This is a genomic window from Geodermatophilus poikilotrophus (assembly GCF_900111455.1).
GTDB lineage: Bacteria > Actinomycetota > Actinomycetes > Mycobacteriales > Geodermatophilaceae > Geodermatophilus > Geodermatophilus poikilotrophus.
Window position 1 is genome coordinate 588,054 of sequence record NZ_FOIE01000001.1, and the last position, 25,070, is coordinate 613,123.

The following is a 25,070-nucleotide window of genomic DNA, read 5'->3' on the forward strand; positions in this document are numbered from 1 at the left end:
GCGCAGTCAGCTCTTGAGCTCGGGGAACTGGTCGTCGCGCCACTCGACGCCGGAGCGCGTGTCGGCGGCGGCGAGCTCCTCCTCGCGGGCGCGGAGCTCCACCCGCCGGATCTTCCCCGAGATGGTCTTGGGCAGCTCGGCGAACTCGATCCGCCGCACCCGCTGGTAGGGGTTGAGGTGCTCGCGGGCGTACCGCAGCACCGACAGCGCCGTCTCCCCCGTCGGCTCGTGCCCCGGGGCCAGCGTGACGTAGGCCTTGGGCACCGCCAGCCGCAGGGCGTCCGGCGCCGGGACGACGGCCGCCTCGGCGACCGCCGGGTGCTCGATGAGCACCGACTCCAGCTCGAAGGGGCTGATCTTGTAGTCGCTGGCCTTGAAGACGTCGTCGGTGCGCCCGATGTAGGTGACGTACCCGTCGGCGTCGACGCTCGCGACGTCCCCGGTGTGGTAGTACCCGCCGGCCATCGCCTCGGCGGCGCGCTCGGGGTCGCCCTGGTAGCCGGTCATCAGCGGGAGCGGGTGCTGGGCGAGGTCCAGGCAGATCTCCCCCTCCCCCGGCCCCTCGACCGGTCGGCCGGTGATCGGGTCGACCAGCACCACCGGCACGCCGGGCAGCGGACGGCCCATGGACCCGGGCTTGATCTCCGACCCCGGCGTGTTGCCGACCTGCGCGGTGGTCTCGGTCTGGCCGTACCCGTCGCGGATGGTCAGCCCCCAGGCACGCCGCACCTGCTCGATGACCTCCGGGTTGAGCGGCTCGCCGGCGCCGATGACCTCCCGGAGCGCGCCGGGACCGCCGGACAGGTCGGCGTGGACCAGCATCCGCCACACCGTGGGCGGCGCGCAGAAGGAGGTGACGCCGTGCTCGCGGAGGAGCGTCAGCAGCACGGCGGGGTCGAAGCGCCGGTAGTTGTGGACGAGGGCGGTCGCCTCGGCGATGAACGGCGCGAAGAAGCAGGACCAGGCGTGCTTGGCCCACCCCGGCGAGGAGATGTTGAGGTGGACGTCGCCGGGCTGCAGGCCCAGCCAGTACACCGTCGACAGGTGCCCGACCGGGTAGGAGACCTGCGTGTGCTCGACCAGCTTCGGGCGGGACGTCGTCCCGGAGGTGAAGTACAGCAGCAGCGGGTCGCCGGGCGCCGTCCCCGGGTGCTCCACCGGGACGTGCTCGAGGTCCGCGGCGGCGTGCAGGTCGGCCCAGCCGTCGGCCGGCCCGACGCTGATCCGGGTGTAGTCGCCGGGGACCTCGTCGAACTTCGCGACGTCGGCCGCGTTGCAGACGACGTGCCGGGCACCGCCGCGGGTGATCCGGTCCACCAGGTCGGCCGGGCCGACCGCGGTGGTGGTCGGCATGATGACCGCCCCGAGCTTCGCCACCGCGAGCATCGCCTCCCACAGCTCGACCTGGTTGCCGAGCATGAGCAGCACCGGGTCGCCCTTCCCGACGCCGCGGCCGGCGAGCCACGCCGCCAGCCGGTCCGACGCGCGCGACAGCTCCGCGTAGCTGCGCCGCGTCGTCGTCCCGTCCTCCTCGACCAGGACCAGGGCGGGCCGGTCGCTGTCCCGGGCGACGGCGTCGAACCAGTCGACCGCCCAGTTGAACCGCTCCCCGAGCTCCGGCCAGCGGAACTCGGCGACCGCCTGCTCGTGCCGGCCGCGCAGACCCAGCAGCTGGTCCCGGCTCGCCCGGTAGGCCTCGGTGACGTCCATCCGGTGTCCTCCCCTGTGCCTCGTCGCGCGCCGGCCGGCACCCGGTCGCGGCGGCTTCCGGATGGTCGGACGTCCGAATAAGTTGTGCCCGGGGTCACTCTAGGGCCCCTCCACGGACGGCCGGGCCCCAGGAGACGAACGTGTTCGACGAGACGCTGACCAGCACGATCGCCCAGGCCCGCGGGCACGCGCTCGGCGACCTGCTGCGGCGCTCCGCGGCCCGCGCGCCGGGCCGGACCGCCCTGCGCTACCGCGACCGGTCGCACACCTACGCCGAGCTCGACGCGGCGGCCGACCGCACGGCGAACGCGCTCACCGCGCGCGGCGTGGCGAAGGGCGACCGGGTGGCCCTGCTGTCCCACAACGACGACGGGTACGTCGTGCTCACCTTCGCCCTCGCGCGCCTGGGCGCGATCGCGGTACCGGTCAACTTCATGCTCCGGGCGGGCGAGGTCGCCTACATCCTCGAGCACTCCGGGGCCACCGGACTGGTGGCGGAGGCCGCACTGCTGCCGGTGGCGCAGGAGGCCGTGAAGCTGGCCGAGCGCGAGGAGGCGGTCGGGGTCCGGGGCGTCCTGGGCAGCGCGGGCGGGCTGCTGCCCGGGGGGTGGGAGGCGGTCGAGACCTGGACGGCGCACGAGGACGCCTCCGCGCCGCAGGTGGCGGTCGCCGACGACGACGTGCTGCAGCTGATGTACACGAGCGGCACCGAGTCACGGCCCAAGGGCGTGATGATGACCAGCCGCAGCCTGGTCAGCCAGTACGTCAGCTGCATCGTCGACGGCCGCTACACCGCCGGGGACGTCGCCCTGCACGCGCTGCCGCTGTTCCACGTCGCCGCCCAGCACTGCTTCCTGATGCCGAACCTGTACCTCGGCGGGACGAACGTCGTGCTGGACGGGCCGGACCCGGCCACCGTGCTGGGGACGGTGGAACGGGAGCGGGTGACCAGCCTGTTCTGCCCGCCGACGGTGTGGATCGGGCTGCTGCGCCACCCCGACTTCGACCGCCGCGACCTGTCGTCGCTGGCCACCGGCTACTACGGCGCGTCGATCATGCCGGTGGCCGTCGTCGAGGAGCTCCGCCGCCGGCTGCCCGACATGGCGCTGTTCAACTTCTACGGCCAGACCGAGATGTCCGCGCTCGCCCTCGTGCTGTCCCCCGAGGACCAGCTGCGCAAGCCCGGGTCGGCCGGCACGGCGGTGGTGAACAGCGAGACGCGGATCGTCGACGAGACCGACCACCCGGTCGGCCCCGGCGTCGAGGGCGAGATCGTGCACCGCAGCCCGCACGCCACGGCCGGCTACTGGAACGACCCGGAGAAGACGGCGGAGGCGTTCCGCAACGGCTGGTTCCACAGCGGTGACCTCGGCGTGATGGACGAGGACGGCTACATCACCGTCGTCGACCGCAAGAAGGACGTGATCAAGACCGGCGGGGAGAACGTCGCCAGCCGCGAGGTCGAGGAGGTCCTCTACCAGCACCCCGCCGTCGCGGAGACCGCCGTCTTCGGCATCCCGCACCCGAGGTGGATCGAGGCCGTCGCCGCGGTCGTCGTCCCACGGGCGGGGCAGGCGGTCGATCCCGGGGAGCTGGTCCGGTTCTGCCGGGAGCGGCTGGCCGGCTACAAGACGCCGAGGTACGTGGCCGTCGCCGAGAGCCTACCCAAGAACGCCAGCGGCAAGATCCTCAAGCGCGAGCTCCGGACGACGTACGGCGACCTGGCCGGCTGACGGGCCCCACGCTCCCCTGACCGGTCCGGCCGGCCGCCGGTCAGCGGCGGTGCCAGCGGACGGCGCCGGCCGCGGCCGTCCCGAGCACCGCCAGCGAGGTGGCGACGCTGCGCCGGGCGACGTCGCCGCCCCGGCGGGCCACCAGCACCGCGGCCGCGTCGAGGGCGGTGAGCAGCAGCGTCACCTCGGTGGTGCGCCGCGCCTGCGGGGCCGGCGTGACCAGCAGGGCGGCGCCCATCGCGATGTTGCGGGCCGCGGCCAGCCGCACGAGCAGCGGCAGCAGGACGTCGGCCCGCGTCCCCGTCTCCGAGGCCCCGAGCAGCCGGGGCAGCGTGCGTGGGGCGAACAGCGCCGCGGTCCCGACCCAGATCGACAGCGTGCCGACGGTCGTGCGGGTGACGTCCCACTCCCTGGTCATGGCGGCCTACTGCCCGCCCGGGGACGCGGTCAACCGGCTCCCCGCGACGACCAGCACGAGCGCGAGGAACGGCAGCGTGACGACGCTGGCCACCAGGTCGCTCGCGGTCGCCACCGCGAAGGCCCCGGCCGCGGGCGAGTCGAGCGGGCCCAGCACGCCGTCCGCACCGAGCGCGGCCACCGAGGCCGGCAACGTCAGCAGCGCGGACACCCCACCCCCGAGCACGACGCCGAGGCCGACCGCACCCGGCGCCGACCGGACGGCCCGCCCAGCCAGGCCGGCGCCCCGCCGCAGCGCCCCGGCCGGGAGCAGTGCACCGCCCGCGGGCAGGGCGGCCACCGCGCCGGCGACCCACAGCTGGGCCACCAGCCCGGTCGCCAGGCCGACGGCGTCGACGAGCAGGGCGGCGGAGATCCGCGGGTCGTCCCGGACGAGCAGCTGCCGCGCGACGTCGGGGACGGTGTTGACGCCCACGGCGACGAGCGCGGCCAGGTAAGCCGCCGGCCACCTCCGGCGCAGCACGGCCAGGGCCTCGCGGACGGTGGCGAGCGACCCGGACGGGGCCGGGCGCCGGGTCACGGCCGGGTCGCGACGAGCGCCGTCCAGCAGCCGGCGAGCCGGGTCTCCTGCGCGGTCACGGTGAGCCCCGCGGCCGCGCAGGCGGCGGCCAGGCCCTCCGGGGTCGGGCGGTCGCCGTCGGCGGGGTGGCGGGACACCGCCCGCAGCGGACGGCTGTCGACGATGCGCGCGGTCATCTCGCAGGAGTAGAGGCGCCCGCCGGGGCGGAGCACCCGTGCCGCCTCCCGGACGACGTCCCGCCAGGCGTCGGCGTGGTGCAGGACGTGGTAGCCGAAGACCGCGTCGTAGGCCCCGTCGTGCGCGGTCAACGCCGTCGCGTCGCCAGGCTGCACGTCGACCCGCCCGGTCAGGTCGCGCACCGCCTCGCGGCACGCCGTGACGCTGTCGTCGAACCGCTCGACGCCGTCGGCGTGCGCGGCGCCGAACAGCTCCAGCGCCAGGCGCAGTCCGGTGCCCCGGCGCCCGGTGCCGAGCTCCAGGACCCGGCCGCCGGACACCGGCCCGCCGAGTCTCAGCAGGACGGGTGCCTCGACGCGGCGCTGCACCAGCGCGCGCAGGCGCGAGTCGACCCAGAGCCGATTGGCGTCGACGAGGGTCGGCGGGACGGGGCGGGAGGACGTGGTGCCCATCGTGCCGTCCTGCCCCGCCGGTGCGGCGGGCAACCGCAGGTCAGCCCCGGTAGTTCACGTGCGGGTGGTCCATGTGGTTGGCCGTCGCGCCGCCGCGGTCGGCCATCGCCTTCCAGGAGCCGTTCGGCGAGGACAGCATCCGCTGCTGCCAGATGATGTAGTCGACGCCCAGCTCGTCCCAGTGGGCGATGTGGTACTCGACGATCGCGTCCCCGAGGGCGGCGTCGGACATGACCATGTAGTCCAGCGCCAGGCCCGAGGGGTGACCGCCGGGGTCGGCGGCGCTGGGGCGGGTGCCGCCCAGGGTGATCGAGTCGGCGCCGGGCACGTTGCTGACGACGGCGTCGGCAGCGGCCTGCACCACCGCGGCGACGGGGCCCGACGAGTTCTTGATCGTGGCGACCGTGCCGGCCGCGGCGGCCGCCCGGGGCGCGGCGGCCGCGGGAGCGGCCTCACCCGCCTGCGCCGGAGCGGCCCGGCCGGCGGCGGCGGCGGTGGAGGCAGCCGCGGCCTCGGCGGCCGCCTTCGCCTCCGCCTCGGCCTTGGCGGCGGCCTCGGCCTCGGCCTTCTGCCGGTCGAGCACCGCCTGGTCGGCGGCGGCCTGGACCTGCTGGGCGGCGGTCTCCGCGGCCTCGCGGGTGCTGCGGGTGGCGGCGAGGTCCTGCAGCGGCTGCAGCTCCGAGGTGACGTCGACCGGGCCGGACCGGGCCGTCAGGCCGAGCTCCCGGGCGATGCTGACGGTCTCCGACGGCGCGGCCTCGGCCTGCGCGGCCGGCTCGGGGCCGATGACGGCGCCGGCCAGGACGGCGCCGGCGGTGGCCATCCCCAGGTACAGGGCGGGACGGCGGCGCGCGCGGCCGGGGCGGCCGGGGCGGCCGGAGGTGGGGCGGCCAGAGGTGGTGGTGCGACGGTCCATGGGGTTCGCGTTCTCCGGGGTGCGGGCGCAGCGGCGCCACGAGGGCGCGCGGGTCTGCGGGGTCTGCGGGCGGCGGGGGCTGCGGCCGTGCGACGAGCGCCGGGCGGGCGCACCGGGGAAGCGGCGGGGAGCCGGTCGAGCGAGGGTGCTCGGGTCGGTGAACCCACGGGCGGCGTCCGCTGCGGACGGCCGCGTGCGGTCAGGTGCGCGGGCGCACCGGGATCCGGAGCCGGCGGGGTGGTGCAGCAGGGCAGGGGCACGCCATGCGGCGGCTCTCCGTTCTTCCGACGGCCGCCTACCGGGTTAGCTGACGGGTTCGGGCGGGAAGCGGCCCTACCTGACCCCGGACGTGCGTCCAGGAGCGGGATTCACCCCAGTGCTGCGGTGGGTCCCCGGCTCGCCCCGGAGGGCGACTCGGCGGCGTCCGCTCGGGCCCCCCGTTGGGAGGCGGAACGACCGATCGGACCCTTCGACCGTAACGGCGTTATCGAGCTGTGACAATCCGCGGCCCGGCATTCGTCAGGTGACGCGCGTCGCCCACCCCCCGGATCGGCGGCCGGAGGTGTAGGGGCTCAGCGGCGGGCGAGGACGGACAGCGCGGCCGCCGCGAGGGCCAGCGGGACGGCGAGCAGGAGCAGGCCGGGCTGCGCACCGTCGGCGTCGGTCACCCTCGCGGCGAGGAGCGGTGCGAGCAGCCCGGCACACCCCCACGCGGTGAACACCCGGCCGTAGACCGCCGGGAAGGCGCGGACCCCGACGCGGTCCGCCGTCGCGGCCGGGACCAGCGCGGAGACCGCGCCGTAGGCCAGTCCGACGACGAGGAAGCCGGTCAGGACGACGGCGGGCGCGACCCGGGACGCGAGGCCGGCGAGTGCGCCGGCGGTGGCCGCGAGCGCGGTCGCCAGGGCCGGCAGGCGCCCGGCGCGGTCGGACCACCAGCCCGCGCCCAGCCGGCCGGCCAGGTTGCCGGCGGCCAGCAGGGAGACCGCTGCTCCCGCGGCTCCCGGACCCAGCCCGGCGGCGGACGCCAGGGGCGCGGCGGTGGCGAAGACCACGAGCCCCGGCGCGGCTCCTCCCGCGAAGAGGACCCACAGCGCTGCCACCGTCGTCCCGGGCACCGGCTCCTCGACGCGGTCGCGGCGCTGCTCGCCCCCCGCGCCGCCGGGGGCGAGGGCGGCGGCGAGGCCCACCAGACCGGCGACGAGCACGGCCAGGACGGCCAGGCAGGTCCGCCAGCCGACCGCCGGCAGGACGCGCGGCGCCAGCAGACCGAGCAGCACCGGCCCCGCCGCGTACGCGCCGACCACCAGACCGCTCGCCGTGCCGCGGCGCGCAGCGGGGACCCGGGCGGCGAGGGCGACCGCGACGCCGTAGGCCAGCCCGTTGGCCGCGCCGAACAGCAGCCCCACCCCCAGCCACGGGGCCTCGGGCCGCTGCACCGCGGCGGTCACCCCGATCCCCGACCCGGCCGCGAGGGCTGCCGCGGCGAGCAACCGTCGCGGTCCCACCCGGGCCAGCCAGCGGCCCACCCCGAGCAGGACGACGGTGAAGACTGCGAGGGCGAGCGCGAACACCGCCGGACCGGTGCCCCGCGGGGCGCCGGCGTCGGCCACCACCCGGGGCGCCACGAGGCTCCAGGCGAACAGCGTCCCGACCGCGAGGTTGGCCACCGCGCCGGCGGCGACCAGGCGGGCGGGACCGGGCCGGCCGGCGGGTGCCCGGGTCACGGGACGGGGGCGCGGGCGGACCGGCGTCCGCTCGCGCCCCGCCTCGGCTCCCCGGTCAGGAGGTGACGCAGACCTGCCCGCGGTCCCTGCGCTGCGGGCCCTGGCCGCCGGGCCGGATGTCCTCGTCGAAGATCTCCGTCGGCAGGAAGACCGAGCAGCAGGCGTTGGGGATGTCCACCACCCCGCCGATGCGGCCCTCGATCGGGGAGGTGCCGAGGATGAGGTAGGCCTGCTCGCCCGTGTAGCCCCACTTCTCCAGGTAGCGGATGGCGTTCAGGCAGGCGTTGCGGTAGGCCAGCGTCGCGTCCATGTAGGCGTTCGTGTCGTCGCGGTGGTCGACCGAGACACCGATGAAGGTCAGGAACTCCGAGTAGCGCGGCTCGACCCGGCCCGGCATGAAGATCGGGTTGGTGGTGACCCCGTAGGTCTCCATGCCGCCCTTGATGAGGTCGACGTGGAAGTCGATGAAGCCGCCCATCTCGATGGCGCCGCAGAAGTTGATCTCGCCGTCCCCCTGGCTGAAGTGCAGGTCCCCGCCGGAGAGCAGCGCGCCGTCGACGTACACCGGGTAGAAGACCCGGCTGCCGCGGGTGAAGTTCTTGATGTCGTGGTTGCCGCCGTTCTCCCGCGCCGGCACGGTGCGGGCGCCGTCCCGACCGATCGCCTCGAGCAGGTCACCGGTGGCCGTGCCGCCGAGGACGTTGTCGGGCAGCGGCGGCAGCCCCAGCGGCGGCACCCGGTCGGGGTCGGTGGCGATCAGCGCCCGCTCGCGGGCGTTCCAGCGCGCCAGCAGGTCCGCCGACGGCGCCGTGCCGAACAGGCCCGGGTGGGTGATGCCGGTGTACTCGACCCCGGGGACGTGGCGGGACGTGCACTTCTGGCCGCGGAAGTCCCAGATGGCCTTGTAGGCGTCCGGGTAGTAGTCGGTGAGGAACCCGCCGCCGTTGACCTTGGCGAAGATGCCCGAGTACCCCCACCCCTCGCCGCAGTTGGGGCCCTGGACCTGGGGCACCGGACCGAGGTCGAGGATGTCGACGACCAGCAGGTCACCCGGCTCGGCCCCCTCCACCGCGATCGGCCCGGAGAGCATGTGGGCGTGGGAGAGGTCGACGTCCCGGACGTCGTTGGACGAGTCGTTGTTGAGGATCTGGCCGTCGGTCCACTCCTTGCACTCCACCCGGATGTCCTGCCCCGGCCGGACGGTGACCGCCGGCGGGATGTCCGGGTGCCAGCGGTTGTGACCGGGGACGGCCTGGTCCCGCATGGACCTGCTCTGGTCGACGGTGAACACGACCTCGGGCATGGCGGTTTCCTCTCACTGGACGCCCGGTGCGGCACCGGGCTGGGCGGGGGCGGGCGGAGCGGGGGCGGACAGGGTCCGGCCGAGCGGGACGCTGGCAGCGAGCAGGAGCACCCCGAGCGCGGCGACGACGAGGGCCGTGGTGAGCGACTCGCTCCACCAGCCCGTGATGATCAGGAAGGCCGGGACGGCGGCCGTGAGCAGCCCCTGGCCCAGGGCCAGCACGCCGACCGCGGCGGTGAGGTGGTCCTTGTGCCGGGCCAGCAGCAGGAAGAAGCCGAACCACAGGACGGCCCACAGCAGCCAGATGACGGCGAAGGTCCGGTCGCCGACCTCCACCCAGGAGTGGACGGCGAAGCCCACGGCGGCGGCGGCCACGACCAGCGAGAACCAGCCGAGCCCCTCACCGGGCCAGCCGGTGATGCCGTTGATCCCCACCCACAGGTAGGTGAAGCCGAAGTAGTAGAGCCCGGCGGCGAGCGCGATCTGCGCCTGGTCGCCGTTCGCGGCGATGATGAGGTAGGTCGGCGTGACCACCTGGAGCGCGCCGACGAAGAGGTTCAGCGGTGCGGCACTGGCCGGGCTGACGTGCCCCAACAGCATGAAGCCGTTGACCACCAGCACAGCACCGACGTAGAGCAGGCCGACGGCGCCCACGGGGTCACCAGCGCGGCAGCGAGGGGTGCGGGCCCGCCGGTCGGTGCGCCGCGTCGACGGGGGCGGCGCCGGTGACGGGGTTCCACCGGCGGCCCCGTGGGCGGGGTCTGCCGGCGGGGATGGACCGGACGACCTGCGGGGCCTCGGTGCTGGCGTCGGCGGCGGCCACCGCGCGGTGCAGCGCGGCTGGCGTCGTCGCCAGGGCAGGGGCGGTCCAGACCCGGCTGGACTCCCCCGCGCAGGTCGGGCAGGGGTGGGTGGGGCGCACCGAGGACATCGGGACCACCACCTCGAAGACCGAGCAGGCGGGACACCGGAACACGTACGTGGCCATGGCTCCTCCGTTCCTTCCGGGTGGAACTTATTCACCTGAAAGGAACTGTCAAGGGAGCGCGGGGGGACCGCCCGTCCTACAACGCCGCGAGGACGTCGAAGTCGTAGCCGTCGGCCACGGCCAGGTGGACCCGCTGCTGGAGGTGGTTGCCGGCGAAGGACACCGGGCCGCGCGGCCCGTCGTACCCGAGCCCGTCGGCGACGGCGGCCATCCGCTGGACGTCGAGGCTCCCGGCCCGCTCGGCGAGGGCCGCCAGCGCCATCAGCCCCTCGCAGCAGGACTCCGCGGCGTTGTTCAGCGGGGGCGCGTCGGGACCGTGCTGGTCGACGTAGTCACCGCAGAACTGCAGTGCCGACGGCGTGGCCAGCGACCGGAAGTAGGAGGCGCAGACGAACAGGTTCCTCGTCGCCTCCGCCCCGCTGGCCAGGAGCATGTTCTCCTCCATGAGCGGCGTGAAGCGGACCAGCCTCTCCTGCAGACCCTGCTCGGCGAACACGCGGTTGAACTCGACGGCGTCCTGCCCGACCAGGTAGAGCAGCACCCCCTGGGCGTCACTGACGCCGATGCGCTCGACGACGCCCCGGTAGTCGTCGGTCCCCAGCGGCACGTAGCTCGTCCCGATCAGCTGCAGGTCCAGCCGCCGGGCGTACTCCCGGGTGACCTCGACCGAGGCCCGGGGCCAGACGTAGTCGTCGCCCACCACGAACCAGCGCCGCACGCCGCACACGTCGCGCAGCCAGCGTAGGGCCGGCGCGATCTGCCGCGCGGGTGTCTCGCCGGAGCAGAAGACGCCCGGCCGGGACTCCCCGCCCTCGTACAGCGAGGTGTAGACGTACGGGACCCGCCCCGCGGTCACGGGCGCCACGGCGTGGCGGACCGCCGAGATGTGCCAGCCGGTCACCGCGTCGATCCGCCCGGCGTCGATGAGCCGGCCGACGGTGGCGCCCACCTCCTCCGGCCGCGCGCCGCCGTCGATGACCTCGACGGCCAGCTCCCGGCCGAGGACGCCGGCGTCGTTGATGATCCGCAGCGCCGTCGCCGCGACCGCCTCACAGGACGGTCCGAAGAGGCCCGCGGGCCCCTGCAGGGGGACGACCAGCCCGACCCGCGCGACGTCTGCGGACCGGCTCATCGATCCCCCCAGGCGTGGCGTGCGCGGGCGTCGGAGCGGGACGTCCCGGGTTCCTGCGACAATCGCCCCGAGTCGGGGATCACTATGCTGACCTGCCCCGGCCAGCGGAAGGCGCTCCGGGGCGAGAAGGAAGAAGCATGCGGCAGGAGACGGCGGGGGGCTCGCTGCACCACGTGGACCTGCTCCGGCAGGTCGCCTCCGGTCTGACCTCGCGCGTCGAGGAGATCCTCGTCGACAGCGACCTCACCCTGGACCAGTGGCGGGTGCTGCACACCGTCACGGAGCGCGGCCCGTTGTCCATGAGCGACGTGAGCGCCCGGACCCGGGTGTCCGGGCCCACCCTGACCCGGATCGTGGACCGCCTGGTCGAGCGCGCGCTGCTGTACCGCAACGTCGACGCGGCCGACCGCCGCCGCGTCGTCGTGCACGCCGCCGACCGCGGCCGGGGGCTGTGCCGGTCGCTGGCGCCGAGGATCGCCGAGGCCGAGCGCGACGGCCTCGCCGCGCTGTCCTCGGCCGAGGCGCGCACCCTCCGCCGGCTGCTGGAGCGGCTCGCGGCCCCCTGACCGCAGGCCTGCGGGTTGCGGCCCCCCGGCAGGGGCGGGCAGGCTGGCGAAACGCTTCCACGTGGAAGGAACACGCCGTGCCGGCTCCGACGGACTCCCAGCTGTTCGACCTCGGTGACCTGCCGCTGCAGAGCGGGGGGACGCTGCGGAACGCCCGACTGGCCTACAAGACGTACGGCACGCTGGCCGCCGACCGGTCCAACGTGATCGTGCACCCCACCTGGTTCAGCGCCTGGCACGACGCCAACGAGTGGTCGATCGGACCGGGTCTGGCCTGCGACCCGGAGCAGTACTTCATCGTCGTCCCGAACCAGCTGAACAACGGCCTGTCGACGTCCCCGAGCAGCACCCCGCCGCCGTTCGACGGGCCGCACTTCCCGGCGATCACCTTCCACGACCAGGTCGAGGCCCAGTACCGCCTGCTCACGCAGCAGTGGGGCATCGAGTCGATCGAGCTGGTGCTGGGCTCCTCCATGGGCGCCGGCCAGACGTACCAGTGGGCGGTCAGCCACCCCGAGATGGTCAGGCGCGCTGCACCGATCGTCGGCTCCAGCCGCACGAGCGAGCACAACCAGGTGTTCCTGAAGAGCCTGCGCGCCACCCTCACCCTCGACCCGGCCTTCCGGGGCGGGGAGTACTCCCCCGACGCGCGCCCGACCGCCGGCATGCGTGCCTTCGCCCGGATCTACGCCGGGTGGGGACTGTCCCAGGCCTTCTACTGGGAGCGCGCGTACCGGGACCTGGGCTACTCCTCCCTCGAGGACTTCCTGGTCGGCTTCTGGGAGGGCTTCTGGCTCGACGAGGACCGGGACCCGAACAACCTGCTGGCGATGCTGTGGACCTGGGAGCACGGGGACGTCGGCCGGACCCCGGGCTTCGACGGGGACACCGAGGCGGCGCTGCGCTCGATCCGCTGCCCCGTCGTGGCCATGCCCGCCCGGACCGACCTCTACTTCCCGCCCGAGGACGAGCAGTGGGCCTCGCAGTTCATCCCCCAGGGAGAGGTCCGGGTGCTCGACACGATCTGGGGGCACTTCGCCGGCCTCGGGATGAACGCCGCCGACAACGCCGTCATCGACCGGACGCTGCGGGACCTGCTCGACCGTCCCGTCTGAGCGGCGCACCGGCCGTCCCGGGCGGGACGACCGGTGCGCGGACCTGCGGAGCTGGCGGGCGGAGCGCACCCGAGGGACCCCCAGGGCTCCGCCCACGCAGAGCATGCGGTCAACGGAACGGCTTCGCAACAGATGTCTAGGACGTCTGACGGCGCCGGCGTCCCGTCCGTTGGGTCGTGCAACGACCTGGGACCCTGGACGTCATGACGGTCGCCCGGTCCCCTCGCGCCCTCGTCCCGGTGCTGCTCTTCGTCGGGACGGTCGTCGCCGTCATCAGCAGTCTCGGCGCACCGCTGGTCCCGGCGATCGCCGCGACCATGGGGACGTCGCTGCCGAACGCCCAGTGGTCGCTGACCGTCACGCTGCTGGTGGGCGCGGTGGCGACGCCGGTGGTGGGCCGGCTCGGCGACGGTCCGCACCGGCGGACGGTCGTCCTCGTCGTCCTGGCCGTGGTCACCGCCGGCGGCGTGCTCGCCGCGCTCCCCCTGGGCCTGGGCTGGCTGGTCGCCGGCCGGGCGCTGCAAGGCGTGGGGCTCGGGCTCACCCCGCTGGCCATCGCCACCGCCCGCGAGGCGCTGACCGGGCAGCGGTCGCGCTCCACCATCGCCGCGCTGTCCATCACCGTGGTCGCCGGCGTCGGGCTCGGCTACCCGCTCGCCGGCCTCGTGGCCGAGCTGGGCGGGGTGCACGCGGCCTTCTGGGCCGGCGCCGCCGTCAGCGCCGCCGCCTTCGCCGCCTCCGCTGCGGTCCTGCCGCCCTCGGCCGCGGCTCCGCGCCGCCCCCTCGACGTCGTCGGGGCCCTGCTCCTCGGCGCCGGGGTGGCGGGGCTGCTGGTCGCGCTGGGTCAGGCCGGGACGTGGGGCTGGGCCTCGCCGCTGCTGCTGGCGACGGCCGGCGGCTCCGTGGCGGCGCTGGGCGCCTGGGTGCTCTGGGAGGTGCGGACGCCGCACCCGCTGGTCGACGTGCGGCTCGCCCGCGGACGGGTGGCGTTCTCCGCGCACTCGGCGGCGTTGCTGGTGGGGCTGTCCAACTACCTGCTGCTCACCGCGGTGCCGGTGCTGGCGCAGGCCCCGGCATCGCCCGGTGCGGGCCTCGGCGCCTCGATCGTGGTCGCCGGGCTGATGCTGCTGCCGTTCTCGGCGGCGAGCGTGGTCGCCGGCCGGCTGACCGCCCGCGCCCGCCCGGAGCTGGTCCTCCCGGGAGCCGCGCTGGTGCAGGGCGGCGCGTTCCTGCTGTTCGCTGTGCTGCGCACCGAGCTCTGGCAGCTCTTCCTGGTCATGGCGGTGGCCGGGCTCGGTGTCGGTGCCGCCTTCGCCGCGTTCCCGGCGCTGGTGGTCGCCGCCGTCCCGCCGTCGGAGACCGGCAGCGCGATGAGCCTCAACCAGGTGCTGCGGTACGTGGGCTTCGCCGTCGGGAGCGCGCTGACCGCGACCGTGCTCGCCGGCGCCACGGCGGGCCCGGGCGCGGCCCCGTCCGGCAGCGGTTACACCGCCCTCGCGGGGATCGGCGCGGCCGTCTGCGCGGCGACCGCGGTGGTCGCCGGGCTGGCCGGCCGTCAGCGGCCCTCCCGGCCGGCGCCGGGCGGACCGGGTGCCCGGGCGACCGGGGTCCCGGCCCGCTGAGGCGAGGCGGCGGCGGGGCCGACGGCGTCCCCACCGGGGGCTGTCCGCCCCTGGCCTGCGCCCGTCCGGTCCGTGAGGGTCGGGGGCCACCGGACCGGTCCGGGGAGCTGGAGGTCCGTCGTGACGCTGACCGGCACCCGACCGGCGGAGCCCACCTGGCGGACGCGGGCGGCGTTCTGGTGGTTCGGGTCGACCGCGCTGGCGGTCGCCGTCGTCGCGCCGCTGCCGTACGCGCTGCTCCCACCGGCCGAGCTCGGCGGCAACGGCATGGAGGTGGCGGCCAACTACGCAGCCCGGCCTCCGCGCTGCAGGTGGCCTTCGCCCTGCACGTCGGCTTCGGTGGCCTGGCGCTGCTGCTGTCGCCGGTGCGGTTCGCCGCGCGGCTGCGGAACCGCGCACCGGCCGTGCACCGGACCGTCGGCCGGGTGGTCCTGGGGTCCGTCGCGGTGGCCGGGACGGCCGGGCTGGTCCTCGCGCCGCACAGCCTCGCCGGCGGGGTGGGGACCGCCGGGTTCGGCCTGCTCGCGGCGCTGTGGCTCGGTTGCGCCGCCGCGGCTCTGCGCGCCATCCGCCACCGGGACGTCGCCGCGCACCGGCGGTGGGTCGTGCGGACGTTCGCCCTGACCTACGCCGCGGTCACCCTCCGGCTGTGGCTGCTCGTCCTGGTCCCGGCGCAGGTCGCGCTGGCCGGCGTCCCGGGCCAGGTGGCCTTCCAGCGCGCCTACCTGCTGGTGCCGTTCCTGGCCTGGGTGCCCAACCTGCTCGTCGCCGAGCGGTACCCGGCCGCCGGCACGCGGTTCCCCGCGGCCCGACGGGGCACCCCGTCCCCATGAGCGAGATGGACCCGCGGGACCCGAGCACCCTGTACTCGGAGGGGCCGGTCGCACCCGAACCGCCCGAGGACGACGTGCCCGACACCTCTCCCCTCCGCGACTCCGGCGGCACCGGGCCGGGGCCCGACGACCTCGACCGGCTCCTGTGACCCCGAGGCGCCGGCGGCCCCCCACCCGCAGAGGGTGGGGGGCCGCCGGGGGCCGCGCCGGGCGTCAGCCGACGTAGTTCACGTGCGGGTGGTCCATGTGGTTCGCCGTGGCGCTGCCGCGGTCGGCCATGGCCTTCCACGCGCCGGTCGGCGAGGTCAGGATCCGCTGCTCCCAGATGACGTACTCGACGCCGAGCTCGTCCCAGTGGGCGACGTGGAAGGCCACGATCGCGTCGCCGAGGGCGGCGTCGGAGCCGACCATGTAGTCCAGCGCCAGGCCGGAGGGGTGCCCGTTCGGGTCGGCGGCGCTGGCCCGGGTGCCGCCGATGGTGATCGAGTCGGCGCCGGGCACCTCGCTGACCACCCGGTCGGCCGCGGCCTGCACCTGCGGGGCCACGCTGCCGGCGCTGTTGGTGATGCGTGCGGTGGCAGCCGGGGCCGCCGCGAGCGCCGGAGCGGCCGCGGGCGCCGGAGCCACGGCGGCCAGCGGGGCGACTGCCGCTGCGGGGGCCGCGTTCCCGGCCGAGCCGGGGAGGGGGGCCGGGGCGGCCGGCGCCGCGGGGGCGGCGGTGGCCGGGCCGGCGGTGAGCAGGACCTGCCCCGGGAAGATCCGGTTCGGGTCGGCGCCGATGACGCCGGCGTTGCGCTGGTACAGCTCGCGCCACGACTGGCCGTGGGCGGCGGCGATCTCCGCGATCGTGTCACCGCGCTCGACGGTGTGGTCGGCCTCCGGAGCGGCGGCGCCCGCGTCCGCGGCCGGCGTCGCGACGGGGACCTCGACGGCGTGGGCGAGGACGGTGGTCCCGGCGGAGGCCTGGGCCGGGGAGCTCAGGACGCCGAAGCCGACGACCGTGGCGCCGGCTGCGACCGGGGCCTTGGCGAGGACCTTCTTGGTGCGGACATAGCGGGGTGCGCGGTGCTTGGCCATGGTGATCTCCGATCACCGCCGGCGAGGTCAGCTGTCGGGTTCGGGCGATCGGTGCCCGGCCGCGGTCCGCGGCTTCACCCCGAGGCGGCCGGGGCTCGAGTCGTGCGATCGAGCCGCGGCGCCGTGGTCGTGGGTCCCCCACCCCTGCCCTGGGATCCGGATGGCGACCGGTGGGCAGGGTTTGGCGGTCCGGCGCCGCGCTCTTGTTTGCTGAGCGCACACAAAACGCTACGTGCAGTCATGTGAGTTGTCGTCGTGACGCGGCTCACACCCGGGCCCCCTGGGCGGCGCGTCGCAGGTCGGCGCGGCGTGTCGCGTCGCTGTACCCGTCGTCACCTCCCGCGGGCGGTCACGCGTCAGGACGCCGCCCGGTGCGCGTCGAGCCAGGTGACGACGTCGGCCAGGACGTCGTCCTTCTCCGGCTCGTTGTGCGGCTCGTGGAAGAGCCCGTCGTAGACCCTGAGCGTCAGGTCGGCGGAGCCGGCGTGCGCGCGCACGACCTCGCTCGCCGCCGGCGGGACGAGCCGGTCGGCGGTGCCGTGGAGCACGAGCAGCGGCATGGTGAGCGAGGGCAGCCGCCCGGGCATGGCCAGCGCGGTGCTCATCAGCTCGGCGCCGGTGCGGGCGACCATCCTCCCGGTGTGGTTCAGCGGGTCGGTGCGGTAGTCGCGGACCACCTCGGGGTCCCGGCTGACCGCCTCGGCCTCGAGCCGGAGGACGCCGAGGTCGGGCAGGACCCGGGACAGCAGCGGTGCCACGACCCTCTGGACGGGGTTGGCCGCACTGGTGTCCAGCGCCGCCGCGGAGAGGACCGCACCGGCGACCCGGGCGTCCGGCGTCCCGGTGAGGTACTGCAGGGCGATCAGCCCGCCCAGGCTGTGCCCGTAGACGAACAGCGGGACGCCGGGGTGCTGCTCACCGGCGAACCGCACGAGCTGGGCGACGCCGTCGACGGCGGCGGCCATGCTGCCGATGTTGCCGCGCCGGCCCGGCGAGCGGCCGTGGCCGGGGTGGTCGACGGCGTGGCAGGCGTACCCCGCGGCGGTCAGCCGCTCGGCCACGTGCCGGTAGCGACCGCCGTGCTCGTGGGCCCCGTGCACCAGGACCACCGCGCCGACCGGGTCCTCGACGGTCCAGGCCTGCCGGTACTGCCCGGAGGACAGCGTGCCCTCGGTGTGCGTGGGGTGCGGGGTCCCGCCGGGACGGGCAGCGGTCATCGGGAGAGCCTCCAGGGGTGCGGACTGCCTGCGCATCCTGCAGGAGACCTGGCCCGGTGCCGTGCGGCGGTCGGCCCTAGGTTGGGCACCATGCCGACCACGTCACCGGGGACCGCGCCCGGCGAGACCGTCAGCGACCTGGGCCTGCCCACGCGAGCGGTGACCGCGCTGGCCCGGGCCGGGATCACCACGACCGCGCAGCTCGCCGCCCTCACCCGGGCGGAGCTCGTCGCGGTCAACGGGCTGGGCCCGGGCAGCATCGCCGCCATCCGCCGCGTCGTCCCGGAGCCGCCCGGCCGCATCCCGGCGACCCAGCCGCGCCCCGACTCCCCGCAGCTCTCCCTCGCGGAGCCCGGGGCGGACGAGGAGGAGTCCCCCCATGCGCCGAGCATCCCGTCGTTCGAGTCGCTGCGCAGCACCCGCCCGCGCACGACGGTCGACCTGATCGTGCCCGCGACGCCGCCCCCGGCCGACCCCACGCCGACCGCGCCCCGGCCGCCCGACTACGCCGACCTGTGGCGCCTGGGCGTGCGGGTGGGTTCGACCCTCGCGACCCTGCCGGTGCGACTGGCCCTGCGGGCCGTCCAGGCGCCGGCCCGCAGGCTGCGACGGCTGGTCGGCCGGTAGCCCGGACCTGCGACGGACGGCACCACGGAGCGGCCCCGGACGGACCTGCGCTCCGCCCGCGACGACCGGGCGGTTCCGGGGTACCCCGGGGTCATGGAGGCCGAGAACACCCCGCCGCGCGACGTCGACGGACCACTGGAGACCGCTCCCCCGCTCCCCGACGACCCGCGCGTGCCGCGCCCCGAGGACGCCGGGTCGACGCAGAGCGGGGAGCTGGGCGGCGCCGCCCCGGCGGTCGGCCCGGAGAGCCCACAGGGCTGACCGCCGGTCACCTGCGGGTCCACGGTCGGAGGCCCGGGCGGGCACCCGCGCTCGGGACACACCGGAGCCCCGGCGCGGCGTGGCGGACCCCTCCCCCGCCCCCACCTCGGTGCGACGCCGGTTCCCCCCTCTGCCAAGCTCGCGGTCCCGTAGCCCACCGTGCAGGAGGACCCGTGCGCGCAGCCCAGATCGCCACCCTCGACGGTCCCTCGGCCATCTCGGTCGTCGACGTCCCCGAGCCCGACTCGGACGGCACGGTGCTGATCGACGTGCACGTCGCGGGCGTGACGTTCCCCGAGGTGCTGCTCAGCCGCGGGCAGTACCAGATCAAGCCGCCGCTGCCGTTCGTGCCCGGCAGCGAGGTGGCCGGGACGGTGCGCAGCGCCCCCGCGGGCAGCGGCCTGCAGCCCGGCCAGCGGGTCGCGGCCTTCCCCGGCTTCGGCGGCTTCGCCGAGGTGGCGGCCGTCGACCCCGGCTTCGTCTTCCCGCTGCCCGACGGCGTGACGTTCGAGCAGGGCGCGGCGCTGCCGATGAACTACCTGACCATGCACTTCGCGCTCCGCCGCCGCGGTCAGCTGCGGGAGGGCGAGACGGTGCTGGTGCACGGTGCCGCCGGCGGCCTGGGGACGGCGGGCATCCAGCTGGCCAAGGCGTACGGCGCACGCGTGCTCGCGGTGGTGTCCAGCGAGGCCAAGGGCGGGGCCGCACGGGCGGCCGGCGCCGACGAGGTCGTGCTCGCCGACGGCTTCCGCGACCGGGTCAGGGAGCTCACCGGCGGCCGGGGCGTCGACGTCGTCGCCGACCCGGTGGGCGGCGACCGGTTCACCGACTCGCTGCGCAGCCTGGCCCGCGAGGGCCGGCTGCTGGTGCTGGGCTTCACCGGCGGGGAGATCCCCACGGTGAAGGTCAACCGGCTGCTGCTGAACAACGTGTCGGTCGTCGGCGTCGGGTGGGGCGCGTTCTGGACGGGCGAGCCCGGCTACGTGCAGGAGCAGTGGCGCGACCTGCAGCCGCTGCTCGAGCGCGGCGCCCTCGAACCGGTCCTCGGCACCGTGCACGACCTGGCCGACGCCGCAGCGGCGGTCACCGAGCTCGACGAGCGCCGCGCCACCGGCAAGGTGCTGCTGCGCGTCCGCTGAAGGAGGACCACCCGTCCCCCACGCCTCGTCGGCTCGGCGCGGGCCCCTGGAGGGCAGCCGCCGCTGCCCCGGTCACTCGCAGGGCCGGCAGCGGGGCCGGTTCCTCGCCGCCGGCGGCTTCAGCCCGTCGGTGACGCCGGAGGGGTCGGTTCTCCCCTCCCGGTCGGCTCGGCCCCCTCGGTGGGCAGCGACCCGGACGCCTCGCAGGCGGCGCGGCTCTCGCCGAGCCGCGCCTGCAGCGGCTGGAGCCGGCGGACCACCTCGTCGAGCTGAGCCGCGTCCAGGGCCGCCGCGGCGGCGCCCAGGTCGTCGGCGGTCGCGGCGATGTCCTGCGCGGCGTTGAGCGCCCGCAGGCAGGCCGGCTCGATCCCGACCCGGTCGCCCGGACCGGCCGTGCTCGTCGGCCCAGCGGTCGACGCCGAGGCCGCCTCTTGCGCGGGCCTCGGCACGGGCGGGGCCTGACCGAGCAGCCCGACGAGCAACGCCCCGGCCACCAGGCCGAGCACGAAGGTCCCCGCGGCCAGCCAGCGGGTCCAGCCGCGGTCCTGCGGGCCGTCCGGCCGGTCCTCACGGCCGGGTGGGGCGGGCTGCGCCATCGGTCCTCATCTCACCCGGCGATCAGGCTGGCTCGGACGTACCCTCCGCAGACAGCGGTACGCACGAGAACGGGCCCGGCGGGAGGCCGCCTTGTCCTCACGGCACTGGGCGAGGTCGCTGGTCGCCGTCCCGGCGGCCGTGCTCTGCGCGGTGGGTCGCGCGATCCGGACCTTCGTGGTGGCCGGGCGGTGGTTCGTCCTCGCCGGGTGGATCGCCCTCGCCGTGGCGGCGGTCGTCGTGCCCTCCCCTGGCAATGGCGGCGGCAGCACCGCCGACGTCGGCGGCCTGCTGCCCCCCGGCAGCGAGGCGGTGGCCGTGCAGGAGCGCAGCCTGGAGCTGTTCCGGGTGCCGGTCCTCTCCGAGACCTCCGTCGTCGTGCACGACCCCGAGGGCCTGGACCCCCTCACCCGCGCCGACGTCGCCCTCTGGGCCCTGGCCCACGTGCAGGCCCAGCTCGAGGGGACCGCGCCGCCCAGTGGCGAGCAGGTCGTCGCGGCGGTGCCGATCCCCACCTCCGACCCTGAGACCGCCGTCACCTACCTGTACGTGTCCGGTGGGACCTCGCTGGCCGAGGCGACGGCCCTGGCCCGCCAGTACGCCAACCACTTCGACATCGACCCCTCGGTGCGGACCTACGTCACCGGGTTCACCCCGGCCCGGGTCGCCCAGGCCGAGTACCTCTCGTCCCGCCTGCTCGTGTTCGAGCTGGCGACGCTGGTGCTGATCGCCGTCGTCGTGGCGCTCACCTTCCGCTCGCTCGTGGCGCCCGTCGTCGTCCTCTTCGTGGCGGGGCTGGGTTACGTGGTCGGAGTGCACGTGCTGGACGCCGCCGCCTCCGCGCTGGGATTCGCCCTCCCCGACGAGCTCCGACCGCTGACGGCGGCCCTGCTCATCGGGGTCGTCACCGACTACTGCGTGCTGTTCTTCTCGAGCTTCCGCCGGCAGCTGGACCGCGGGCTGGACCGGCACGAGGCGGCCCGCCGCGTCGTCCTCACCGAGGGTCCGATCGTGGCGGTCGCCGGGGTGACCGTCGCGGCCGGGACGGCGGCGCTGCTGGTCGCCGACTTCGCCTTGTTCCGCGCGTTCGGGCCGGCGCTGTCCCTCACCGTGGTGGTGGGCCTGGTCGTGTCGCTCACCCTGGTCCCGGCCGTGCTGGCGGTCCTGGGCGCCCGGTTGTTCGCCCCGTCCCGGGCCGGCGGTCGGACGCTGGACCGCAGCGCCGGGCCGGCCACGCGGTGGCTCGCCCGGGCGCTCTCCGGCCGGCGGGGGGCGCTGGCCGGGCTGGTCCTGGGCGTCGGCGTGCTCGTCCCGGGGGCGCTGCCGCTGTCGGACATGCAGCTAGGCGTGTCGTTCACCACCGCCCTGCCGGACGACGACCCGGTGCGGGTCGGCGCCCAGGTGCTCGAGGACACCGGCGTGCGCGGGGTGACCGCACCGACCGAGGTGATCCTGGAGGGCGAGGGGGTCTCCGCGCAGCGGGATGCCCTCACCCGCTTCCAGGAGGAGCTCGCCGCCCTGCCCGGGGTCGCCGAGGTGCTGGGGCCGGCGCAGAACCCGCTGCCCGAGGAGTACGGCATCGTCTTCTCGACGGACGGCGACGCCGCACGGTTCATCGTGGTGTTCGACAGCGACCCGCTGGCGGCTCCGGCGATCGCCGACCTGCGGCAGCTGCAGGACCGCGTCGACACGCTGGTCGCCGAGGCCGGCGTCGAGGACGTCACCGTGGGGGTGACCGGCCAGACCGCCGTCGCCGCCGAGCTGGCCGCCATCACCCGCGCCGAGCTCGGGCGCGTGGTGATCGCCGTGCTCCTGGTCGAGCTGGTCATCCTCGCGCTGTTCCTGCGCGCGATCCTGGCGCCGCTGGTGCTGCTCCTGCTGAGCGCCCTCGGCGTCGCCACCGCCCTCGGCCTGACCGTCGTGGTGTTCCAGGTCCTGCTCGGGGAGCCGGGCCTCACCTTCTACGTACCCTTCGCCACCGCCGTGCTGCTGCTCGCGCTCGGCTCGGACTACCTCGTGTTCGTCGTCGGGGCGATCTGGGAGCAGGCCGCCCGGCGCCCACTCGCACAGGCGATCGCCGTCGCCCTGCCCGCTACCGCACGGGCGGTCAGCGCCGCCGGCCTGATCCTGGCGGCCACCTTCGCCATGGTCGCGATCATCCCGCTGTCCACCTTCCGCCAGATCGCGTTCACCATGGCGGTCGGACTGCTCATCGACACCTTCCTCACCCGGCCGGTGCTCACCCCGGCCGCGCTGACCCTCCTCGGTCGCGCCGGGGGCTGGCCGGGCGACCGGATCCGCACCACCGACGCCCGCACCGGCGCCGAGGAGCAGTCCGGGTTGCTCGAGCAGGAGGCCGAGCGGTCGCGGGAGAGCTCGGCCGTGCAGGCGACGGTGGGCGGCGGGGCGAGGTGAGCGCGGACCAGGCGCCCCCGATCCACGGCGGGCGCGCCACCGTCGCGCTCGCGTTGACCGTCGTCCTGGGGACCGCGCTGCTGCTGTGGGCGGCCGAGTGGCTGGCCCGCGCCGGTGCGGAGTCCGTGCTGGCCCGCGCCGTGCAGGAGCAGACCGGCGTCCTCGAACGCCCGGCAGTGCAGGTGCACGGCAGCCCGGTCCTGCTGCAGGCCCTGCGCGGTCGCTACGACGACGTCGAGGTCGACAGCGGCACCGTGTCCTCCGGTCCGGTGCGGCTGCGGGCCGTCGAGGCCGAGCTGAGCGCTGTGTACCTCTCCTTCCACGACCTGCTCGACGGCAACACCGACGAGGTATTCGTCGAGCGGTCCGTCGAGCGGGCCCTGCTGACCCACGACGACCTGGACCGCTACCTGCGGTTCACCAGCCGCCGGCTGGCGGCCGAGCCGGCCGGCGAGGAGCAGCTGCGACTCACCGGGACCGTCGACACCTCCGGTGGGGTCCGGGAGGTCTCCGCCCTCGCCGAGGTCGCGCCCGAGGCCGGCGCGCTGCTCGTGCGACCCACGCAGCTGGACACCCCCGCCGCGCTCGACGGGCTCGAGGAACTGCTGCTCCGGCAGCGGTTCACCTTCCCGGTGCCCCTGGACCCCCTGTTGTTCGAGGAGGGGGACGTCGACGTCGCGGTGCAGCCGGACGGCCTGGCAATCCGGGTCTCCGGCAGCGGCGTCGTCCTGGGCTCCTGACGCGGCTGCGGCGCCGCGGGTCACGGGAGTGTGACGGAACCGGCGTTCGCCGCGAACCTCACGGCCGCTGTCCCTACCGTCGGTGCATGGACACGAGCACGATCCACCGCCGCCGGTTCGCTCCCGGGGTGCTCGCCGGCGCTCTGCTGTTGGTGCCGCTGGCGGCCTGCAGCGAGGACACCACCACCTCCGGGACCGCCACCACGGAGACGTCGGCCCCCGCCGGGGACACCGGTACGACGGACACCACCGCGCCGGAGGACACCACCGCCACCGGCACGGACGCCGGCGTGGACTGCACCGGCACCTCCTGCTCGCTGACCCTCACCGGCGACGGCGCCCAGGCGGACGTCCTCGGGACGCAGGTCTCGCTGGGCACCGTCCAGGACGGCCGGGCGACCGTCCGGGTGGGCGACCGCGAGGTGTCCTGCAGTCAGGGGGAGAGCGTCGCGGCCGGCCCGCTGACCCTCGAGTGCACCACCGTCACGGCGGACGCGGTCACCCTGACCGCTTCGCTGGGCTGAGCCGGGTCACCTCGCCGTCCCCCGCCAGCGCAGCACCTCCAGCGCCGCGGCGACGCTGACCACGTTCTCCGCGAGGGGGCGGGGCAGCAGCTCGTCGGCGCGGGCCAGCCGGCGCAGCACCGTGTTGCGGTGGGTGTACAGCCGCTCGGCCGTGCGCGAGGTGCTGCCCAGCTCGCGCACGTAGGTCAGCACCGCGTGCCGGGTCTCGGCCTCGGCGTGCAGCAGGTCGCCGAGCGTGTCGGCGAGGAACTCGTCGGCCAGCGTCGGCTCGCCGGTGAGCAGGGCGACCAGCTGCACGTCCTCGTAGCGGGCCACCTGCTGCGGGCTGGTCAGCCGGGCGACCATCCGTTGGGTGGTGGCGGCGTCGAGGTGGCTGCGGCGGAAGCCGTCGACGTCCCGGCCGGGGCGGCCGACCGCCACCCGGACGTCGGGGTGGGCGGCCAGCTCGCCGGCGAGCTGCCCGGCGTCCGGTGCGGTCGCCACCGGCAGCCAGACCCACAGCGCGGCGGCGCTCGCGACGACGGTCAGCCGGTGCGCGGCCCCGCTCGCCCGGACGACGGCCTCCGCGGCGGCCTCCAGCTGCTCGGAGGCCGTCCCCGACCCGCTCCACACGACGACGGCGGTGTGCGGACCGGCCAGGCCGTAGCCGAGCTGGGCCTCGGCGCGGGCCCGGCTGATCGGGGCGCCCTCCAGCAGCAGGGTGACCGCGGCCCGCCGCTCGGCGTGCGCGCCCCGGGTGAGCTCGCCGCGCTCGGCCCGCATCCGCTCCGAGGTGGCCGCGACGGTGTCCTCGATGAAGGTGGTGATGGACAGCGCGGAGACGTCGAGCAGCTCGCGCAGCTCGGCGGGGTCTGCGGTCAGCTCGAAGCAGATCTCGATCCACCGCCGCCAGACCACGCCCTGGGCGGCGCGGTAGGCGTCCAGCGCCGACTCGTCCAGGCCCCGGCGGACCAGGTCCCGCGCCGTCTCCAGCGACGCCGGCCCGGTGTTGGGCGGCACCCGGCGTCCGGGGTGCTGCACGTTGGCCGCCGCCCAGTGCAGCAGGTTGGCCAGGTTGACCCGCCGGGTGGCCGCGGCGAGGACCGGGTCCTCGGCGACCGGCCGCATCCGCTGCCCGCCCAGGGCCGCGGCGTGCAGCTCCTCGATCCACTCGTCGCGCGGGTCGAGCGCCACCTCGGCGCCCCGCCGGAAGAGCTCCCGCACGC

26 protein-coding genes and 1 riboswitch are annotated in these 25,070 nt (G+C 75.9%); of the genes, 12 read left to right on the forward strand and 14 right to left on the reverse strand.

The features are described from left to right. Positions 1-6 precede the first annotated feature (6 nt). Complete coding sequence (locus BMW27_RS02640) at positions 7-1,710, reverse strand: AMP-binding protein (RefSeq protein ID WP_091438600.1); 1,704 nt, start codon at positions 1,708-1,710, stop codon at positions 7-9. Positions 1,711-1,850: 140 nt separating this feature from the next. Between BMW27_RS02640 and BMW27_RS02645 the strand changes: the two genes are divergently transcribed. Next, positions 1,851-3,443 carry an acyl-CoA synthetase gene (locus BMW27_RS02645; protein WP_091438603.1) on the forward strand — a complete coding sequence of 531 codons (1,593 nt, stop codon included), beginning with the start codon at positions 1,851-1,853 and terminating at the stop codon, positions 3,441-3,443. A 40-nt stretch (positions 3,444-3,483) separates the two neighbouring features. Here BMW27_RS02645 and BMW27_RS02650 read toward each other — a convergent pair whose 3' ends face one another. From BMW27_RS02650 to BMW27_RS02690, 9 genes are all read right to left on the reverse strand, one after another. After that, the gene (locus BMW27_RS02650; protein ID WP_091438607.1) at positions 3,484-3,861 is read right to left on the reverse strand and encodes a hypothetical protein; all 378 of its coding nucleotides are present in this window, start codon (positions 3,859-3,861) and stop codon (positions 3,484-3,486) included. 6 nt (positions 3,862-3,867) lie between these two features. Next, complete coding sequence (locus BMW27_RS02655) at positions 3,868-4,440, reverse strand: hypothetical protein (protein WP_091438610.1); 573 nt, start codon at positions 4,438-4,440, stop codon at positions 3,868-3,870. Continuing rightward, positions 4,437-5,069, reverse strand: a complete 633-nt coding sequence (locus BMW27_RS02660; protein WP_091438614.1) for a class I SAM-dependent methyltransferase — start codon at positions 5,067-5,069, stop codon at positions 4,437-4,439. Before BMW27_RS02660 ends, BMW27_RS02655 begins: the two co-directional genes overlap by 4 nt. 40 nt (positions 5,070-5,109) lie before the next feature. After that, complete coding sequence (locus BMW27_RS02665; RefSeq protein WP_091438617.1) at positions 5,110-5,985, reverse strand: VldE C-terminal domain-containing protein; 876 nt, start codon at positions 5,983-5,985, stop codon at positions 5,110-5,112. Positions 5,986-6,262: 277 nt separating this feature from the next. Continuing rightward, a riboswitch (cyclic di-AMP (ydaO/yuaA leader) is annotated at positions 6,263-6,415 on the reverse strand. Between the two features lie 142 nt (positions 6,416-6,557). Beyond that, the gene (locus BMW27_RS02670; RefSeq protein ID WP_091438620.1) at positions 6,558-7,712 is read right to left on the reverse strand and encodes an MFS transporter; all 1,155 of its coding nucleotides are present in this window, start codon (positions 7,710-7,712) and stop codon (positions 6,558-6,560) included. A gap of 55 nt (positions 7,713-7,767) precedes the next feature. Then, positions 7,768-9,015 (reverse strand): formamidase, encoded by a 1,248-nt coding sequence (fmdA, locus tag BMW27_RS02675; protein WP_091438624.1) that lies wholly within the window; start codon positions 9,013-9,015, stop codon positions 7,768-7,770. A 12-nt stretch (positions 9,016-9,027) separates the two neighbouring features. Beyond that, positions 9,028-9,669: an AmiS/UreI family transporter gene (locus BMW27_RS02680; RefSeq protein WP_091438628.1), complete on the reverse strand. Its 642-nt coding sequence runs from the start codon at positions 9,667-9,669 to the stop codon at positions 9,028-9,030. A gap of 4 nt (positions 9,670-9,673) precedes the next feature. After that, on the reverse strand, positions 9,674-10,003 hold the full coding sequence (locus BMW27_RS02685) for a zinc ribbon domain-containing protein (protein WP_091438632.1): 330 nt from the start codon (positions 10,001-10,003) through the stop codon (positions 9,674-9,676). 76 nt (positions 10,004-10,079) lie between these two features. Then, positions 10,080-11,135: a substrate-binding domain-containing protein gene (locus BMW27_RS02690; protein ID WP_091438635.1), complete on the reverse strand. Its 1,056-nt coding sequence runs from the start codon at positions 11,133-11,135 to the stop codon at positions 10,080-10,082. Between the two features lie 137 nt (positions 11,136-11,272). Between BMW27_RS02690 and BMW27_RS02695 the strand changes: the two genes are divergently transcribed. The 5 genes from BMW27_RS02695 to BMW27_RS23190 all read left to right on the forward strand — a co-directional run bounded on the left by BMW27_RS02695 (position 11,273) and on the right by BMW27_RS23190 (position 15,420). Beyond that, positions 11,273-11,701, forward strand: a complete 429-nt coding sequence (locus BMW27_RS02695) for a MarR family winged helix-turn-helix transcriptional regulator (protein WP_091438638.1) — start codon at positions 11,273-11,275, stop codon at positions 11,699-11,701. A 77-nt stretch (positions 11,702-11,778) separates the two neighbouring features. After that, positions 11,779-12,816, forward strand: a complete 1,038-nt coding sequence (locus BMW27_RS02700) for an alpha/beta fold hydrolase (RefSeq protein ID WP_091438641.1) — start codon at positions 11,779-11,781, stop codon at positions 12,814-12,816. 203 nt (positions 12,817-13,019) lie between these two features. Further along, positions 13,020-14,438, forward strand: coding sequence for an MFS transporter (locus tag BMW27_RS02705; RefSeq protein WP_091438644.1), 1,419 nt, complete (start codon positions 13,020-13,022; stop codon positions 14,436-14,438). A 311-nt stretch (positions 14,439-14,749) separates the two neighbouring features. Continuing rightward, the gene (locus tag BMW27_RS02715) at positions 14,750-15,271 is read left to right on the forward strand and encodes a DUF2306 domain-containing protein (protein ID WP_217638017.1); all 522 of its coding nucleotides are present in this window, start codon (positions 14,750-14,752) and stop codon (positions 15,269-15,271) included. Beyond that, positions 15,268-15,420, forward strand: a complete 153-nt coding sequence (locus BMW27_RS23190) for a hypothetical protein (protein ID WP_175486304.1) — start codon at positions 15,268-15,270, stop codon at positions 15,418-15,420. Before BMW27_RS02715 ends, BMW27_RS23190 begins: the two co-directional genes overlap by 4 nt. 64 nt (positions 15,421-15,484) lie before the next feature. Here BMW27_RS23190 and BMW27_RS02720 read toward each other — a convergent pair whose 3' ends face one another. Beyond that, positions 15,485-16,348 carry a LysM peptidoglycan-binding domain-containing protein gene (locus tag BMW27_RS02720; protein WP_091438651.1) on the reverse strand — a complete coding sequence of 288 codons (864 nt, stop codon included), beginning with the start codon at positions 16,346-16,348 and terminating at the stop codon, positions 15,485-15,487. A 356-nt stretch (positions 16,349-16,704) separates the two neighbouring features. Further along, the gene (locus tag BMW27_RS02725; protein ID WP_091438654.1) at positions 16,705-17,565 is read right to left on the reverse strand and encodes an alpha/beta hydrolase; all 861 of its coding nucleotides are present in this window, start codon (positions 17,563-17,565) and stop codon (positions 16,705-16,707) included. Positions 17,566-17,655: 90 nt separating this feature from the next. On the opposite strand from BMW27_RS02725, the gene BMW27_RS02730 reads away from it, so the two are divergent. From BMW27_RS02730 to BMW27_RS02735, 3 genes are all read left to right on the forward strand, one after another. Beyond that, positions 17,656-18,192, forward strand: coding sequence for a DNA-directed RNA polymerase subunit alpha C-terminal domain-containing protein (locus BMW27_RS02730; protein WP_091438658.1), 537 nt, complete (start codon positions 17,656-17,658; stop codon positions 18,190-18,192). 93 nt (positions 18,193-18,285) lie between these two features. Continuing rightward, positions 18,286-18,453 (forward strand): hypothetical protein, encoded by a 168-nt coding sequence (locus BMW27_RS23195; RefSeq protein ID WP_175486309.1) that lies wholly within the window; start codon positions 18,286-18,288, stop codon positions 18,451-18,453. Positions 18,454-18,626: 173 nt separating this feature from the next. Further along, complete coding sequence (locus tag BMW27_RS02735; protein ID WP_091438663.1) at positions 18,627-19,592, forward strand: NADPH:quinone oxidoreductase family protein; 966 nt, start codon at positions 18,627-18,629, stop codon at positions 19,590-19,592. A gap of 119 nt (positions 19,593-19,711) precedes the next feature. Here BMW27_RS02735 and BMW27_RS02740 read toward each other — a convergent pair whose 3' ends face one another. Further along, the gene (locus tag BMW27_RS02740; RefSeq protein ID WP_091438669.1) at positions 19,712-20,188 is read right to left on the reverse strand and encodes a hypothetical protein; all 477 of its coding nucleotides are present in this window, start codon (positions 20,186-20,188) and stop codon (positions 19,712-19,714) included. Between the two features lie 91 nt (positions 20,189-20,279). Here BMW27_RS02740 and BMW27_RS02745 point away from each other — a divergent pair, with 91 nt between their 5' ends. The 3 genes from BMW27_RS02745 to BMW27_RS23200 all read left to right on the forward strand — a co-directional run bounded on the left by BMW27_RS02745 (position 20,280) and on the right by BMW27_RS23200 (position 23,865). Continuing rightward, positions 20,280-22,601, forward strand: a complete 2,322-nt coding sequence (locus tag BMW27_RS02745; protein WP_091438672.1) for an MMPL family transporter — start codon at positions 20,280-20,282, stop codon at positions 22,599-22,601. Then, the gene (locus tag BMW27_RS02750) at positions 22,598-23,341 is read left to right on the forward strand and encodes an LmeA family phospholipid-binding protein (protein WP_091438675.1); all 744 of its coding nucleotides are present in this window, start codon (positions 22,598-22,600) and stop codon (positions 23,339-23,341) included. Before BMW27_RS02745 ends, BMW27_RS02750 begins: the two co-directional genes overlap by 4 nt. A gap of 86 nt (positions 23,342-23,427) precedes the next feature. After that, positions 23,428-23,865 carry a hypothetical protein gene (locus tag BMW27_RS23200; protein WP_175486310.1) on the forward strand — a complete coding sequence of 146 codons (438 nt, stop codon included), beginning with the start codon at positions 23,428-23,430 and terminating at the stop codon, positions 23,863-23,865. 6 nt (positions 23,866-23,871) lie between these two features. On the opposite strand, the gene BMW27_RS02765 is transcribed toward BMW27_RS23200, so the two are convergent. Beyond that, complete coding sequence (locus BMW27_RS02765; protein ID WP_245743264.1) at positions 23,872-25,068, reverse strand: PucR family transcriptional regulator; 1,197 nt, start codon at positions 25,066-25,068, stop codon at positions 23,872-23,874. Between the last annotated feature and the right edge of the window lie 2 nt (positions 25,069-25,070).

Excerpts from the sequence above, each read along its gene's own strand:
- BMW27_RS02685 (WP_091438632.1), bottom strand. The coding sequence starts at position 10,003 with ATGGCCACGTACGTGTTCCGGTGTCCCGCCTGCTCGGTCTTCGAGGTG.
- fmdA (WP_091438624.1), bottom strand. The coding sequence starts at position 9,015 with ATGCCCGAGGTCGTGTTCACCGTCGACCAGAGCAGGTCCATGCGGGAC.
- BMW27_RS02740 (WP_091438669.1), bottom strand. The coding sequence starts at position 20,188 with ATGGCGCAGCCCGCCCCACCCGGCCGTGAGGACCGGCCGGACGGCCCG.
- BMW27_RS02660 (WP_091438614.1), bottom strand. The coding sequence starts at position 5,069 with ATGGGCACCACGTCCTCCCGCCCCGTCCCGCCGACCCTCGTCGACGCC.
- BMW27_RS02690 (WP_091438635.1), bottom strand. The coding sequence starts at position 11,135 with ATGAGCCGGTCCGCAGACGTCGCGCGGGTCGGGCTGGTCGTCCCCCTG.
- BMW27_RS02705 (WP_091438644.1), top strand. The coding sequence starts at position 13,020 with ATGACGGTCGCCCGGTCCCCTCGCGCCCTCGTCCCGGTGCTGCTCTTC.
- BMW27_RS02650 (WP_091438607.1), bottom strand. The coding sequence starts at position 3,861 with ATGACCAGGGAGTGGGACGTCACCCGCACGACCGTCGGCACGCTGTCG.
- BMW27_RS02665 (WP_091438617.1), bottom strand. The coding sequence starts at position 5,985 with ATGGACCGTCGCACCACCACCTCTGGCCGCCCCACCTCCGGCCGCCCC.
- BMW27_RS23195 (WP_175486309.1), top strand. The coding sequence starts at position 18,286 with ATGGAGGCCGAGAACACCCCGCCGCGCGACGTCGACGGACCACTGGAG.
- BMW27_RS23200 (WP_175486310.1), top strand. The coding sequence starts at position 23,428 with ATGGACACGAGCACGATCCACCGCCGCCGGTTCGCTCCCGGGGTGCTC.
- BMW27_RS02640 (WP_091438600.1), bottom strand. The coding sequence starts at position 1,710 with ATGGACGTCACCGAGGCCTACCGGGCGAGCCGGGACCAGCTGCTGGGT.
- BMW27_RS02730 (WP_091438658.1), top strand. The coding sequence starts at position 17,656 with ATGCCGACCACGTCACCGGGGACCGCGCCCGGCGAGACCGTCAGCGAC.
- BMW27_RS02695 (WP_091438638.1), top strand. The coding sequence starts at position 11,273 with ATGCGGCAGGAGACGGCGGGGGGCTCGCTGCACCACGTGGACCTGCTC.
- BMW27_RS23190 (WP_175486304.1), top strand. The coding sequence starts at position 15,268 with ATGAGCGAGATGGACCCGCGGGACCCGAGCACCCTGTACTCGGAGGGG.
- BMW27_RS02725 (WP_091438654.1), bottom strand. The coding sequence starts at position 17,565 with ATGACCGCTGCCCGTCCCGGCGGGACCCCGCACCCCACGCACACCGAG.
- BMW27_RS02720 (WP_091438651.1), bottom strand. The coding sequence starts at position 16,348 with ATGGCCAAGCACCGCGCACCCCGCTATGTCCGCACCAAGAAGGTCCTC.